This is a genomic window from Parabacteroides sp. KHUB-01 (assembly GCF_056640935.1).
In genome coordinates this window covers 3,672,069-3,686,154 of sequence record NZ_CM153256.1, presented here as the reverse complement: position 1 = coordinate 3,686,154, position 14,086 = coordinate 3,672,069, and the positions used below count along the sequence as shown (strand labels likewise).

At 39.4% G+C, this 14,086-nt stretch carries 10 protein-coding genes and 1 pseudogene; 1 reads left to right on the top strand and 10 read right to left on the bottom strand.

Annotated features, from left to right (window positions below; genetic code table 11):
- The 9 genes and pseudogenes from ACYIAR_RS15545 to ACYIAR_RS15505 form a co-directional block, all read right to left on the bottom strand.
- Complete coding sequence (locus ACYIAR_RS15545) at window positions 1-603, bottom strand: rhomboid family intramembrane serine protease (RefSeq protein WP_480330958.1); 603 nt, start codon at window positions 601-603, stop codon at window positions 1-3.
- Window positions 600-2,192 carry an NAD(P)/FAD-dependent oxidoreductase gene (locus tag ACYIAR_RS15540; RefSeq protein WP_480330957.1) on the bottom strand — a complete coding sequence of 531 codons (1,593 nt, stop codon included), beginning with the start codon at window positions 2,190-2,192 and terminating at the stop codon, window positions 600-602. Before ACYIAR_RS15540 ends, ACYIAR_RS15545 begins: the two co-directional genes overlap by 4 nt.
- Window positions 2,193-2,222: 30 nt before the next feature.
- Entirely contained in the window at window positions 2,223-3,599 is a 1,377-nt protein-coding gene (gene radA / locus ACYIAR_RS15535; RefSeq protein ID WP_480330955.1) for a DNA repair protein RadA, read from the bottom strand.
- Between the two features lie 264 nt (window positions 3,600-3,863).
- Window positions 3,864-5,081, bottom strand: coding sequence for a peroxiredoxin family protein (locus ACYIAR_RS15530; RefSeq protein ID WP_480330953.1), 1,218 nt, complete (start codon window positions 5,079-5,081; stop codon window positions 3,864-3,866).
- Window positions 5,082-6,076: 995 nt separating this feature from the next.
- Window positions 6,077-7,618 carry an efflux MFS transporter permease gene (locus ACYIAR_RS15525; protein WP_480330951.1) on the bottom strand — a complete coding sequence of 514 codons (1,542 nt, stop codon included), beginning with the start codon at window positions 7,616-7,618 and terminating at the stop codon, window positions 6,077-6,079.
- A 31-nt stretch (window positions 7,619-7,649) separates the two neighbouring features.
- Window positions 7,650-8,693 carry an HlyD family secretion protein gene (locus tag ACYIAR_RS15520; protein ID WP_480330949.1) on the bottom strand — a complete coding sequence of 348 codons (1,044 nt, stop codon included), beginning with the start codon at window positions 8,691-8,693 and terminating at the stop codon, window positions 7,650-7,652.
- 278 nt (window positions 8,694-8,971) lie between these two features.
- Window positions 8,972-9,820, bottom strand: a pseudogene (locus ACYIAR_RS15515) (IS3 family transposase); the annotation flags it as partial.
- On the bottom strand, window positions 9,805-10,347 hold the full coding sequence (locus tag ACYIAR_RS15510; protein ID WP_480330947.1) for a helix-turn-helix domain-containing protein: 543 nt from the start codon (window positions 10,345-10,347) through the stop codon (window positions 9,805-9,807). The gene ACYIAR_RS15510 and the pseudogene ACYIAR_RS15515, both read right to left, overlap by 16 nt.
- 210 nt (window positions 10,348-10,557) lie before the next feature.
- Window positions 10,558-11,865 (bottom strand): TolC family protein, encoded by a 1,308-nt coding sequence (locus ACYIAR_RS15505; protein WP_480330946.1) that lies wholly within the window; start codon window positions 11,863-11,865, stop codon window positions 10,558-10,560.
- Between the two features lie 284 nt (window positions 11,866-12,149).
- Here ACYIAR_RS15505 and ACYIAR_RS15500 point away from each other — a divergent pair, with 284 nt between their 5' ends.
- Entirely contained in the window at window positions 12,150-13,049 is a 900-nt protein-coding gene (locus tag ACYIAR_RS15500) for a helix-turn-helix domain-containing protein (RefSeq protein WP_480330944.1), read from the top strand.
- A gap of 111 nt (window positions 13,050-13,160) precedes the next feature.
- Here ACYIAR_RS15500 and ACYIAR_RS15495 read toward each other — a convergent pair whose 3' ends face one another.
- Window positions 13,161-14,030: a hypothetical protein gene (locus ACYIAR_RS15495; protein ID WP_480330943.1), complete on the bottom strand. Its 870-nt coding sequence runs from the start codon at window positions 14,028-14,030 to the stop codon at window positions 13,161-13,163.
- Window positions 14,031-14,086: the final 56 nt, after the last annotated feature.

Here is a 14,086-nt window from a genome sequence, read left to right as displayed (position 1 = left end):
TCAGAAACTGAAAAAATTATTCACAAACATATGTATCCATTCCGGTTTCAGAAGAAGAGGGAATAGAAAACCAAAAACAGCTCCGTAAAAATGGGCATTGTGATTGATATTGTCCACTGATTTTTTCGCCATATACTGGCAGTAGAACAAATAAATCACACCAAACAATATTCCCGGAATGGGAAGAAAGGCGAAGAAATAAATCTTTCCCCAAGGGTCAAAAAAGATTGCTGCAAACAAAACGGCAGAAACTGCGCCTGAAGCTCCGATTGACATATAAGATGAATCATCTTTCCTCTTTATCACATCATATAATGAAGCAATAATCATTCCTCCGAAATACAACAGAAGAAAAGCCCATTTTCCCAATCCTGCATATGTAAACAGACTTTCGATATATTCACCGAACGACCAGAATGTAAACATATTTACCAGAAGGTGCATAGTATCGGCATGGACAAATCCGTGTGAGACCATTCTATACCACTCATTATATCTCCTTATTCTATAAGGGATAAGTGCCATGCGTACAAATTTCTCTCTGTCCTGAAAACAGATAAATGACGTAATTACTGTCAATCCTATAATCAGATAAGTCATCATACGGCAGCTCCTCCATATATTTCCACCAGTTTCTCAGCACAACGCTCGCCATCAATAGCAGCCGAAACTATTCCTCCGGCATAGCCGGCACCTTCGCCACATGGGAAAAGGCCTTTTACAGTTATATGCTGAAGACTGTCTTTATCTCTGACAATACGTACCGGAGACGAAGTTCTGGTTTCAACTCCAATCATTAATGCTTCGTTTGTAAGAAAACCTTTCGAATTACGTCCGAATGTTCTGAATCCTTCACGCAAACGCGAAGTGATAAACTCCGGCATCCAGAAATGTAAAGGAGATGACACCAAACCCGGAGTATAAGAGCTGACTGGCAAATCTGCCGATAATTTTGACTGAACGAAATCATTCATCCTCTGTGCCGGAGCTATCTGCTTCATCCCGCCATTCAGCCAGTTAAGTTCTTCCAAACGTTCTTGGAATGCCATCAATGCCAAAGGAGAATCCGGCGCCACAGTCATATCTTCCTTACTCATAAGACTGGTATAGTCTTCCGGGCGAATCTCCACAACCATTCCGGAATTGGACCAATACGAACCGCGTGTTGAAGGCGACATGCCATTCACCACAACCTGTCGCGGACCACTCGCTGCCGGAACTACAAATCCACCGGGACACATGCAGAATGAATATACACCGCGTCCATTTGCCTGAGTCACGAAACTATATTCGGCAGCAGGAAGATATTTTCCTCGTCCTTCCTTACTGTGATACTGAATCTGGTCTATCAGTTTCTGAGGATGTTCCAGACGAACACCAACTGCAATTCCCTTCGCCTCGATTTCTATTTGTTTGTCATATAAATATCTGTAAACATCACGAGCAGAATGACCGGTAGCAAGTATTACCGGTCCCATGAAACACTTGCCGTTATTTGTTTCAATGCCGACAACTTCATTTCCTTTCATTACAAAGGCATCCATTCTTGTCTCGAAATGCACTTCACCGCCACATTTCTTTATTTGCTCACGCATATTCTCAATAACACGAGGCAATTTATCTGTTCCAATATGAGGATGAGCATCTACAAGTATTGACGGACTAGCGCCATGCTGACAGAAAACATTCAATATCTTTTCCACCGAACCACGTTTCTTGCTTCGAGTGTAAAGCTTTCCATCGGAATATGCACCTGCGCCACCTTCACCGAAACTGTAATTTGATTCCGGGTCAACTCTGTGCTCTCTGCTTATCAATGCAATATCTTTCTTTCTGTTGCGCACATCTTTTCCACGCTCCACCACAATTGGACGAAATCCCAACTCTATAAGTCGCAAGGCAGCAAACAATCCGCCTGGTCCCGCACCAACAACAACAGCTGTTTTTCCTCCGGACACATCTTTATATTCCACAGATTCAAATTCCGGTTCAGTTGGAATTTCATCTATGAACGCTCGGATTTTAAGATTTATATAAATTGTTCTCTGTCTCGCATCAATCGAACGCTTTAGAACTCTTACTGCTTCGACAGACGAAACAGAGGTGCCGGTTTCACGTGCTACTATTTTCTTCAACGACTGTTCATTTGCCGCTTCCTGAGGCAATATCCTAAGTTGTAACTCCTTTATCATAAAAAATTCTTATTCTATTCCTAAAACATCTTATCCGAACAAACCTCGGAAAGCTTCTTCAACTTTGCGTACTTGTATAATCTGGATTTTACATTTGCTCACATCAAAACCCTTGAGATTATTATATGGTATAAAAATTCTGTTGAACCCAAGTTTCTCGGCTTCAAGAATTCTCTGTTCTATCCTGTTTACCGGACGAATTTCACCGGAAAGACCAACTTCTCCCGCCATACAAGTGCCGGATTCTATTGTTATGTCAAGACTTGAGGAAAGGATGGCACTCAACACAGCCAAATCTATTGCCGGGTCATTCACTTTCAAACCACCTGCTATATTCAGGAACACGTCTTTCTGAACCAACTTGAATCCTGCTCTCTTTTCAAGAACGGCAAGAAGCATATTCATACGCCGAAGGTCAAAACCTGTGGAGCTTCGTTGCGGTGTTCCATAAACTGCCGAACTGACCAACCCTTGTGTTTCAATTAGGAAAGGACGCACTCCTTCAATAGCAGCAGCAATGGCAACTCCGCTCAATCCGTCATGATTCTGAGTGAGGAGAAGTTCTGAAGGATTACTAACCTCACGCAATCCATTCTGACGCATCTCATAAATGCCAAGCTCAGCTGTGCTTCCGAAACGATTCTTTATGCTTCGCAGAATCCTGTACATATAATGCTGGTCGCCCTCAAACTGGAGCACAGTGTCAACAATATGTTCAAGAACTTTCGGACCGGCAATACTCCCTTCTTTATTGATATGTCCGATAAGGAACACAGGCACACCGCTCTCTTTCGCATATTTCAAAATAGCAGCGCTGCATTCCCTCACCTGGGCAACACTTCCGGGCGAAGACTCAACAGTTTCAGTAAATATAGTTTGGATAGAATCTATAATGAGGAAATCAGGCTTCACATTCTGAGCCTGCACAAATATCTGCTCAAGATTTGTTTCGCAAAGGATAAAGCAGTTGGAACTGTCGCTGCTCAATCTGTCGGCACGCAATTTCAATTGCTTATAACTTTCCTCTCCGGAAACATAAAGCACCTTGATATCTTTAAGATTCAATATGGTTTGTAGCACAAGAGTGGATTTTCCTATTCCTGGTTCACCACCAATCAAAACCAGCGAACCTTTCACCAATCCGCCTCCCAAAACTCTGTTCAGTTCGGCATCATGCAAGTCTATTCTTGTTTCTTCCTCTGATGTGATTTCCTTAAGCAGAACCGGACGAGATTTTTCCTTATCCTGTCTGAGAGATGCCACAATTCTATTTCGGGCAGAACTTTCCTTTGCCACAATCTCTTCCACGTAGGTATTCCATTCACCGCAGTTGGGGCATTTTCCTACCCATTTTGGCGAATCAGCTCCGCAATTGGAACAAACAAACACAGTCTTAGTCTTTACCATAAATATATGATGATATGCCTTTTACACCGCGCTCCTGCTCAAATGCTACAAGGAAAGCCATTCATAGAAACGAGCGAAAAAGGCAAGTTTTTTCCTAATTAAGGTACAAAGATACAATAATATATTATTCTTACATATTGGTCTAAAGAATATACGAGATAAATGTAAACGTCTATGCGATTTCTGAATATCTGGAGTGGCTTTGTGGCGAGAAATCACGAAAAAGGTATAAATGATTGAGATACTTCATCTTTGTTTTTCATATTATTTTTTCAATCCTTTCTTGATCTCACTTTCAATCATCCTATCCGATTTCTCCAATGCATAACCCTTGAAGCATTTCAGAATGGTACGGTCCTTACCTATGATATAGAACTGTGGGACACCGCCGTCCGCATGATAATCCCTGATCACCTGATTGATTACCTTTCTCTCGCCAGTCAAGAAATCATAATTGATGTCATGATGCTTCACGTACGCCTCACAAGACGGTTTCGCCTTTCCCCATGTCTCCACGGCAACAATCGCCAAATCACTCGGACTGTATTTCTCTCTCAATTGATGCAAAAACTTCGTAGAGATTCCACACGGACCGCAACCAATGCCTGTCAGCTGTAGCAATACTACTTTCGACTTGATCTGCTTCAAGGAAACCGGTTGATCCTTCATATTGACAAGCACCCATTCTGGTGCTTTCTTTCCCGTCATATCCACAGCCGGTTTGGAAACACTTTCCCCTTTTCGGACCACCTTATAACCTTCCAGGAAATAATCAGTTGCCACGATACGCCCTTTATCAGAATGATTATAAACAAAGTCGGAACAAGAGGTCTCAACCGTATTATGGGCCATTTCCCTACGATATCGATAAGGCAAATCGTTTGCTTTCGAAATCCAAATCTGATAGATTGAAGTAGGATCTTGAGGAAAAGGAGGACGAGGCATATAGCGCTCCTTTCCAAAGAATTCCACTTGGGTAGGCTCATGTATGGTCAGTTCCATCAAGTAGTCATTGCCCAAATCTTTCAAGGAAAGTTCAATCGAATCTTGCGTGGCGATTGCATATTTCAGGATCGATTGAGTATAATAGAAGAACGGCGTCATAACCATTCGGAAAGGAAGCGGACCTCTGGTGGTAAAGTCATCCACTCTCATCAATTTTTTCCCATCTTCCACATAAGTATATGCTGATATCTTTCCATCGTACATTTGACGATAGCCATCTTTATGAATCTTTACGTACGATGAGCCGATTGCCGTATCTTGAGGATTCGTATGCTCGTAACACTCGAATGGACGTATTGAATTCGGTTTTTTCTCTCCTGGAAGCCATACTTTTTGAACAGCCTTGTAGCTTACAGATTCTACCTTGTTCATGTTCTGTAGTACGTCGGACAAATATTCTTTGTCAGTATGGGTTTTACAACTCACTAAAGCAAGACTTCCAGCAAGGAACGCTATTAATAAATTTCTTGTTTTCATGTTATTAAGTATGTTTCTTACTATATTAACGTGAGTTCGACGAATTATATGTACTTGTAAATATAACAGAATAATATTAGTTTAAAGTTATTATAGAATGTCTGTTCCTTTTATCATCCTTACACGAAAGATATGGAAATTCTTGAAATTCATCAACGCAAATATAAAAAATATACTCAATCAAAACTAATTTTTTTAATAAAGGTTCTCCTTTTCATAGGACTTGAAAAGATTCGAAACAGCAAATAAAACAGGATATGCCATTTTGTCACCTAAACCTCACGAGAATCCAATATTTCCGTACAATGACAAAGATTTTCAAATTGAAGGCTGCCACACGAAATTCGGGAAATACAATCTGATACGAAAATCAATTTATAAAATACATAAGGAATATTTCATCTATATCATTAAAAAAAACAATGGACATTTTGTTTGTATAACAACTCATTTATTGGAAATATGACATTATGATTTTGATTGGGAAATTTGACGTTCCTGATGAAAAACACATGTTTTCAAAGGATAATTACGGCCCTTATTATGGCTTTTCAGCCCATTAAACACAATTGTTAAAAATATCATTACAATGTTTTCGGTCTATTATTTAAATAACATCACCAAAACATTACAATACCCCATGGCAAACATTGTAATAACCGACTGGGAACATTGTAATGATTTTCCGGAGAGTGTAAAATCAGTGTCTTTTCTTGATTAAATCAACTCTTGGAACAGCTAAAATTAAAGAAATATAGCTTTTAGCATATGACATTCTGGCATATAGAATATATTAAATCTTTGCAGAGCGCATAAATAAGATAATATCCTGTTTAACAACCATATAAAACACGCTATCTTACTAAAACAGGTCCGAACCTAACTTTGCGTGTAGATTCGGACCTGTTTTCTGAAATTAATCATGGAATAAGTCCATATATAACCCGTATTTTCTTCCTAACGCAATTTGAAATCGTGGAGACGCTTACGATAAATCACACTTCTTTTTTGATAAGCATTTTTATTCTTCTCATTCGTGGTAATCTTCCGGAAATATTGGTTCTCAAATATCTGTTAGACAAAAGGCCCAAAATAAACAAGACGCCTACAATACAAATCCATCCGTACATTTCCTTCAGACTTACAAGTATTGCCTGTCTCATTGCTTCTCCATATATATTACCGAATCCTATTTCATGAAAAGCTGTGTTTACATTATCCAGTTCAATACTCAAAGTCTGGAAATTCTCCGGAATAATATATTGCAACATTCTGCCATAAACCGCACTACCAAATGCTGAGCCGAAACCGGTACGCACAAATCCAAGTAATGAAAGAACCTGGAAGAAATGCTGGAAAGGAACTATTCCAGTCACATACACAGTCAGTGATATATACAATATTATATATCCGGCTCCTCGCATTATGGTCGGAATATAAAGACATTCTATATTCATGTTAGGGTCAATCAGAAAATACATCACGCATAAATAACCGACTATAAGAGAAAAACCTGTTATAACCGGTATTTTGAAGCCTCCGTGAAAACGGACGTGCCATACGTATGCCAAAGCTGCACCTATAACCGTTCCACCCAAATTCCACCAATTCAGAGACACAGAATTAAGCACATCATATTTCAATATTGCACTTGTGAACATATTCTGAAGCACAGTCGGAGCTGTCAGAAAGAAGCTCAACATCAGAAATAGGAAAAGCAACAATCCCAGATTCTTATATCCGAATGCTTCTTTTGATATATACGGATGACGGCGAACAATTATCCTGTGTATGCTCAACGCGAGCGATATTATGCAAACAACAGTGCCAATAACTATCTGGTCCGAATCATACCAATCATAGAATTGTCCGTATTCAAGCACAAATATCAAAGACAGCAGGAATATTGACCACAAAGCTCCACCAATCCAGTCAATGCCAAACAATGGCAAAGGCTTCATAAAGCGGAAATGATGAGTCAGCATTGCTACCAATGCCCAAACCACAAAAAGCAATGCAATTATGAAATAATGCATATATCTCCACTCTGCCCAATAACCCAAATAAACTGTCAGAAGTCCGGACAATTGAATACTACCCAACACTATAAGATAAACAACCGGGAAGAATACAGCAAAATCTCTTGTCGGTGTTATACTTAGCTGCACATTCGACAAAGCCTCGAATGTTCCCCACATTCGCAAAATTCCGGAAACAAAACAAACGAAAACAAGCAACGGAATGCTGTCAGTATTCATTGTTATCAGATTGCATATTATTAGTCCTGGACATATAACCATCAAAATACTTCTGGTTGTAAAGCGGAATTTCAAACGAAACAATATCGGGAATATCATCGTCATCCCAACGAACGATGCATATCCTGCCATCATAATATCTTCCTGCATCAAAGCCAGCGAACCTACCATCTGCGATACAGAAGACAAATATATTCCTCCGCTAAATTGAAATGCCACCGCAAAAAAAAGACACAAGAACACTCGCAGCTTGTCCGGAACAAAGTCCCGGAACATCATAACACGAGTTGATATATTTGGTCCGACCATATCAATAATTCACTTTACATTCAACATTCATTCCTGCACTAAGTCTTTCCAAATCCTCTGCTCTATTATCAGATGTAAACTCTATCCTTACCGGTATTCTCTGTTCTACTTTCACAAAGTTTCCTGCGGAATTATCCTGAGGCATCAACGAAAGCGAAGATCCTGTTGCATCTGAGATTGAAGCTATTCGTCCTTTGAATTTCACTCCAGGAACGGCATCAACCTCAATATCCACTTCCTGTCCGTTCTTCATCACCGAAGTCTGTGTTTCTTTATAATTGGCAATCACCCATTTCTCAGTGTTGTCAATAAGAGTGACCATTGTCTGTCCTGGCTGAACCAGCTGACCTTCGTGCACATTCTTTCTTCCTGTCATTCCATCAGCAGTAGCAACTATTACTGTATAAGAAAGATTAAGACGGGCAAGATTCAACTCTGCCTCAGCAAGTTTGATGGCAGCATCATTCTGTTCAAGTCTTTGAGTCTGTTCCTGCTTGACCAGCGATGTTGATTCTTTCTGTCTGGTCATTTGCTCATAGCGAGCTTTTGCAGCTTCATATTCAGTCTTCACTCTGTCATATTGCTGCTTTGTGACTGCATTTTTCTTAATCATCTCTGAATATCTTTTGTAGTCAACTTCCGCATTCTTCAAGCGCACTTCTGCTTCTTTTATTCCTGCATCAGTGACGAGGATATTGCTTTGAGTTGTATTTATCGTTGTATGCATAGCATCCTTTCCCACCAAAGCATTGCGATAATTAGCTTCTGCTTGAGCCAGACGAAGCTGATACTCGGAATCTTCAATAACGACTAGCGTATCACCCTTTTTCACCGGCTGATATTCGTCAAAATAGATTTTCTTTATAAAGCCCTGAACACGTGTGTTAATCGGAGTGATATGCTGTTTCACCTGGGCATTGTCTGTAAATTCCACATTTCCCAGATGGATAAAACGGCTGCTCACCCACACAATTCCACCCAAAATGACAACAGTCAAGATTATATTTGATATAGTCTTATTCCTTTTAATATTGTTATTAGCCATAGTGTTATGTTTATTTGAAGTTTGATAAATTGTTTACTGAAGTTATTGTGAAACTTACGCCGAAAACCATCCGAAAGCAATTTGATTTTCTTCCGTAAGTAATCTGAATTACATCCGTATGTAACCGGAGTTTCTTCCGGATGTAAATGGATATGATTCCGGATGTATTTTCTCCTCAAAAAAGGTAGGCAGCTTTTCCCGAAGACATCGCAGTGTTTTTGAAAAAAGATGCCGAGCTTTTGATATGACCCCCAAAAGTTGGACGGTTTAACATTATATTAGGAGGCGGACTTCGATTGGAATAGGGCTCGGTATTGTACCGGGCTCTTTCCATTCAGCCTCAGTTTGATCCTGTCATTGTTGTAGTAGCGTATATACTTAACCAGTTCCTTTGAGAACTGTTCAACGCTGTCCCACTCCTGCAAATATAGCAATTCATTCTTCAAAAGTCCGAAGAAGTTCTCCATCATGGCATTGTCCAGGCAGTTGCCCTTACGTGACATGCTTTGTACGATATTCCTGTCTTTCAATGCCTTCTGGTATCTCTGATGCTGATAGTGCCATCCTTGATCAGAGTGTAGTATGAGTCCTTCCGGTATATCAGTTTTCTTGAACGCTTTATCCAGCATCTTCATTGCCATTTCCAGGTCCGGACGATATGATATTGTGTAAGATATTATCTCCCCATTGAACATATCCAGGACAGGAGAAAGATATATCTTCCTGTCTTTTATCTTGACTTCAGTCACGTCAGTTGCCCATTTCTGGTTAGGTGCAGTTGCCGTGAAGTCTCTGTCAATGACATTGGGCGCAACCGTTCCGATCTCACCTTTATATGACTTGTACTTTGCCGTCTTTCGCTTGCCATATAGGTTCATCTCTACCATAAGTTTCTGTACGGTCTTGTGGTTAAGGAGCATACCATCATTACGCAACTGGGCAGTTATTCTTCGATAGCCATAACGTCCTCTGTGACGATCATATATCTCTCGGATTGCGGTTCTTGCATCATTGTAGCCGTCAGGTTCTAACATCCTTTTAGTATGGTAGTAGAATGTGGATCTGGCCATCCCTGTCTTCTCCAGAAGAATCTCTAGATCATGCTCCTGCCTTAGTTCTTGGATGGCTTCCGCCCAATCTCTTTGAGACGGGCGTCTCTTGCTTCTACTAAGGCTTTCACTTTTTTTAGCAGAGCATTCTCAGCCCTCAGGCACTCATTCTCGTATCTGAGACGTTCCAGCTCTGTCATTTCTTCCGGTTTCTTTTTCCTTGATCTTCCCATGGCATTCTTTGGTAGGCGGCCTCTTGGCCTGGTGATAGCTAAAGCATCATAACCTTGAGTCCTGGCGACTTTTAGCCATACCTTGATTTGACTGGCACTTGCATTATACTTCAACGAAGCATCCAGCAAAGTTATATTATTTTCTTCAACATCACGAACGACTTCAAGCTTGAAGGCATAATCCGCCCTTACATTTTGCTTTTTCAACAATCCCGTTGGACCTTCTGAACGGTATCGTGTCCATAAATATCCAAGAAGCTCCCCGCTAATCCCAAAGCGGCGCTTAATATAATTTCGGCTAAAGCCATTCTCTAGCATATGCATATATTTTAGCCGTTCTGCATAGCCATGTTTCCTGTACTTTTTAGACATAACAAAACCCCGAAAGTTTTTTGTCTAACTTTCGGGGTGCATGTCATTTTTTGAGAAACGTCGTTACCTTTTTTATCTGCTATGATTATTCTTTATTTTATACATATATTTTTCACTAACACAAGTTTCACAATTTCATCATATATCTGAATACCAAACAAATGGTGTGAAACTTGAATGTTTTTTAACATTACGGAATAAAATTATCCATCACAGGTTACCGACCGTTTTCTTAAGCAGATAATACTGATAAAGAATTCCTATCTGAGCATTGGCAAGTTCCAGCTCACTGCTCAACTGAATATTACTTGCATCAAGCATATCAGTCACCAGCGACAAACCATTGAGATATCGGTTGTGAATTACATCATAATTCTCATGAGCCAGCTGAACACTCTTCTGCTTCGTATCTAATCTTGTATATGCTTCCTGCAAATTAATGTAAGCAGCATTGATATCATTTGAAATTCTTTCATCGGCAAGGCGAAGATTTTCCTGAGCCTTCATTGTTGCAATCTTCGCACGCTTCAGCTTTTTGTTGCTTTTGAACAAAGCATCGAATTTGTAAGAGACATTTACACCTACAAACCAATAGTTGAAATTCTTGTTTATAGGCGGAACTTCAATAAGAATCGGTCCGTCAAAATTGTTTGCAGCCATCAGTCCGACAGTTGGACGACGTTCAGAGCGCACCAAATCCTGTTCTTTTTCCGACATTTTCACTCCCAATTCTGCCATACGCAATAAAGGGGAATTTTCCTTTTTCTCTTGCCAGTCTGTTTCAGAAATTATTTCAATCTGTTTGCCAACAATTGAAGTGTCCGGAACAATCACGATATCAGTATCCAAACCGATAGTTGTCACCAGCTCTCTGTTCAATATACTCATGCGGTTCTCTGTGTTGGTCAGTCCCAATTCCAGGTTCTTCAATTGCAATTCATATCGGGTTATGTCGCTAATCAAGGCAGTTCCTTGTTCAAATGCAGATTTAATTTCTTCGATAAGCAACTTTGTCTGTTCAATATTCTTTTCATAAACTTTCTTCTGGTTGCTTAGCTGATAAAGGTCCAGATAATGGCCAACAAGCATGAAACGGATATTTTGTCTGTCGTTGTCCAAATTAGCTTCAGCTGTTTTCTTCTGCAATTCACTCATCTCAATGCCAGCAGTTATGGCACCTCCGGCATATATAGCTTGTGTAGCCTTGAATGCAAAATTATTTCCCCAATGTGGCATTTCAGCTTTCATTCCATTTGAGAAATCCCTGTCGCTCATCCATCCGTCGCCAATATAGCTGAACGAAAGACTTGCTTCAATGGATGGAAGCCTGTCATTTTTGGCAACTTTCACAGCCTGAATTGCTTCATCGACTGCCAGATTGTGAACTTTCAGACTTTTACTGTTCGATTCTGCCAGATTAAAAAGCTCTTCAATCGTCATTACTTTATGTTGCTGTGCTCCGACATTCAAAATGCTAAAGACGGCAAACAACGATGTCAAAATTTTAGTGCGATTCATATATTATTCTCTGTCTTTAAATTCCATTGCAAAATTCACACTTTTATGTTTTACCATTGATGTTTATTGTGGTTCACAATTTGTCTTTTTTGAAACATATAATTAATCCAGCAGAATATATTATCACACTAAAGTGACAGTAAATATATTATATAACAATATAATAACAGACATATAACCAGAAAGAAAAGTTTAATAAGAGATTAATAAAACAATGTCAATATTTATATTGAATAAAATAAATTATTACTTTTGGACAAAGACATATATAACGGTCCAATATTATGAATGAATATAATATCATAAACATACAGGAAATTATTTCCATAAAAGAAGGAGACAGTTACAACGGAGAGATTGCCGTATTCGAGTCAAATAGTACGGAAGATTTTTCTCTTTCGGGAAAAACGCCTGTATATGTCAATGCGTTTTCCTACGTTATAGTAATATCAGGAAAAGCAGTGCTGAACATCGACGAAAACAAACATGCTCTTGAAGAAAACAGTATTTGTATTCTTTCGCCTTTGCATCTTACTTTTTTCTCTGATATTTCTGACGATTTCAAATGCACATTTCTGTGTATTCACAAAGATTTCATTGATAAGATTGGTGTATTTAATCTAAAGCAAAGGATTGCAAAAGGAATAAATATGCACAGTATGCCAATTGCAAAAATCAACCATATGGAATGTTGCCTGCTGGACGAGTGCATAAAACAGATAAAAAAACAAATTTTGAGAGAGGCTCATATTTATCATTTGGAACTTATACAGAATGCTCTTATAAAGTTTTATCTGGAATTGGATAATATACTGGATAATCTTACAATAAATTATATACCGTCCAATACCGCCAGATATAGAATGATGCTACAGGATTTCATATCTCTTCTGATGCTTAATTTCAAGACAGAACATAATGTTCCATTCTATGCTGAAAAAATGAATATCACTCCACAATATCTGACATCAATAATAAAAAGGCAAACAGGACGAACTGTAAATTCATTTATCAACGAGCTTATATATAGTGAAGCGCGGAATATGCTTGTATCTACAAAAATGTCAATCCAGCAAATAGCAGTTTCTTTGAATTTCGCGGACCAAGCTTCGTTCAGTAAATTCTTCAAACGTAACAGCGGTATTTCGCCACAAATATTCCGTGAAAGAATTAGTAAAAAATAGGATCGGATGTATCACGGCGTAGGACCGAACCCACGACGAAATAAATACGGCCCCAAATCGAGCTGGGGCCGAACCTATTTTCAATGCATTATTTATTCAACTAATCATCTATCATTCATAATTATACAGATTAACTTTCTTATGTCGGCTGATTTGCTCCTGCACTTCAGGGAAGAATCTGGCAAGGATTGAATATAATCCCGGATCATAACGCTTTAATTCCTCACGTGTATTCACTTTGTTGTGTTTACCGTCGCCACCATCGTTATTCACTTCGGCATTGACATTAAACCAAGTCTGAACGCCTTCAGCCCAATACTCTTCAATATTTGTGGCTGCATATACATTTTTCCACTTTCCTTCGGCCAATGCCTTGTCCAGTGAAGCTTGCAGTTCATCATTAAAATCCGGATATACCGGAGAAATACCTACATTATGTATTGTGTGGGCAAATTCGTGAATCATTATATCCTCCGCATGATATTTGTCAATCTGATAAGCAAGTATATTTTCCTCGGCACATGTAGAGAAAGGCATATGCAAGGTTCCGCCTAATCCACGGGCACGCAAATCCCAGTTGATAGTAGTGTCATTGGCAAGGAAAGCATGTTCCGGAATATCAGTAGTTCCTTCATATCTTGCCATAATACCAATTCTTGTATTGCGGCTGGTCAATGATTCCATAACCTCGGCTGGCATCATTTTGGTAAGTGCATCAAGACTCACATAAGCAGCATAAAAACAGCTATCGGGAACACGCCATGAACTGACAACGTGTATTCCGTTCACGTTCATATATTTCTTATAAAAGGGGTCTAGTTTCAATTCCGCAGGTGGAGCTGTAATCTGCGGTGTATCAACCAAAGCGAGAAACTTAGTCTCGTCGGTTGTTGCATTAGTGACTTTGCTACTTTCAGGATGGCTGCATGAAGCCATCAAAGCTGCAGTCAGAGCAGCTGACAATAAAAAAACACGTTTCATAAAAGTATTGTATTTATAAGCTAAATTATCGGAATAAAAATCGACAAGGGAACAAG

Excerpts from the sequence above, each read along its gene's own strand:
- radA (WP_480330955.1), bottom strand. The coding sequence starts at position 3,599 with ATGGTAAAGACTAAGACTGTGTTTGTTTGTTCCAATTGCGGAGCTGAT.
- ACYIAR_RS15525 (WP_480330951.1), bottom strand. The coding sequence starts at position 7,618 with ATGATGTTCCGGGACTTTGTTCCGGACAAGCTGCGAGTGTTCTTGTGT.
- ACYIAR_RS15495 (WP_480330943.1), bottom strand. The coding sequence starts at position 14,030 with ATGAAACGTGTTTTTTTATTGTCAGCTGCTCTGACTGCAGCTTTGATG.
- ACYIAR_RS15510 (WP_480330947.1), bottom strand. The coding sequence starts at position 10,347 with ATGTCTAAAAAGTACAGGAAACATGGCTATGCAGAACGGCTAAAATAT.
- ACYIAR_RS15520 (WP_480330949.1), bottom strand. The coding sequence starts at position 8,693 with ATGGCTAATAACAATATTAAAAGGAATAAGACTATATCAAATATAATC.
- ACYIAR_RS15545 (WP_480330958.1), bottom strand. The coding sequence starts at position 603 with ATGATGACTTATCTGATTATAGGATTGACAGTAATTACGTCATTTATC.
- ACYIAR_RS15505 (WP_480330946.1), bottom strand. The coding sequence starts at position 11,865 with ATGAATCGCACTAAAATTTTGACATCGTTGTTTGCCGTCTTTAGCATT.
- ACYIAR_RS15540 (WP_480330957.1), bottom strand. The coding sequence starts at position 2,192 with ATGATAAAGGAGTTACAACTTAGGATATTGCCTCAGGAAGCGGCAAAT.
- ACYIAR_RS15530 (WP_480330953.1), bottom strand. The coding sequence starts at position 5,081 with ATGAAAACAAGAAATTTATTAATAGCGTTCCTTGCTGGAAGTCTTGCT.
- ACYIAR_RS15500 (WP_480330944.1), top strand. The coding sequence starts at position 12,150 with ATGAATGAATATAATATCATAAACATACAGGAAATTATTTCCATAAAA.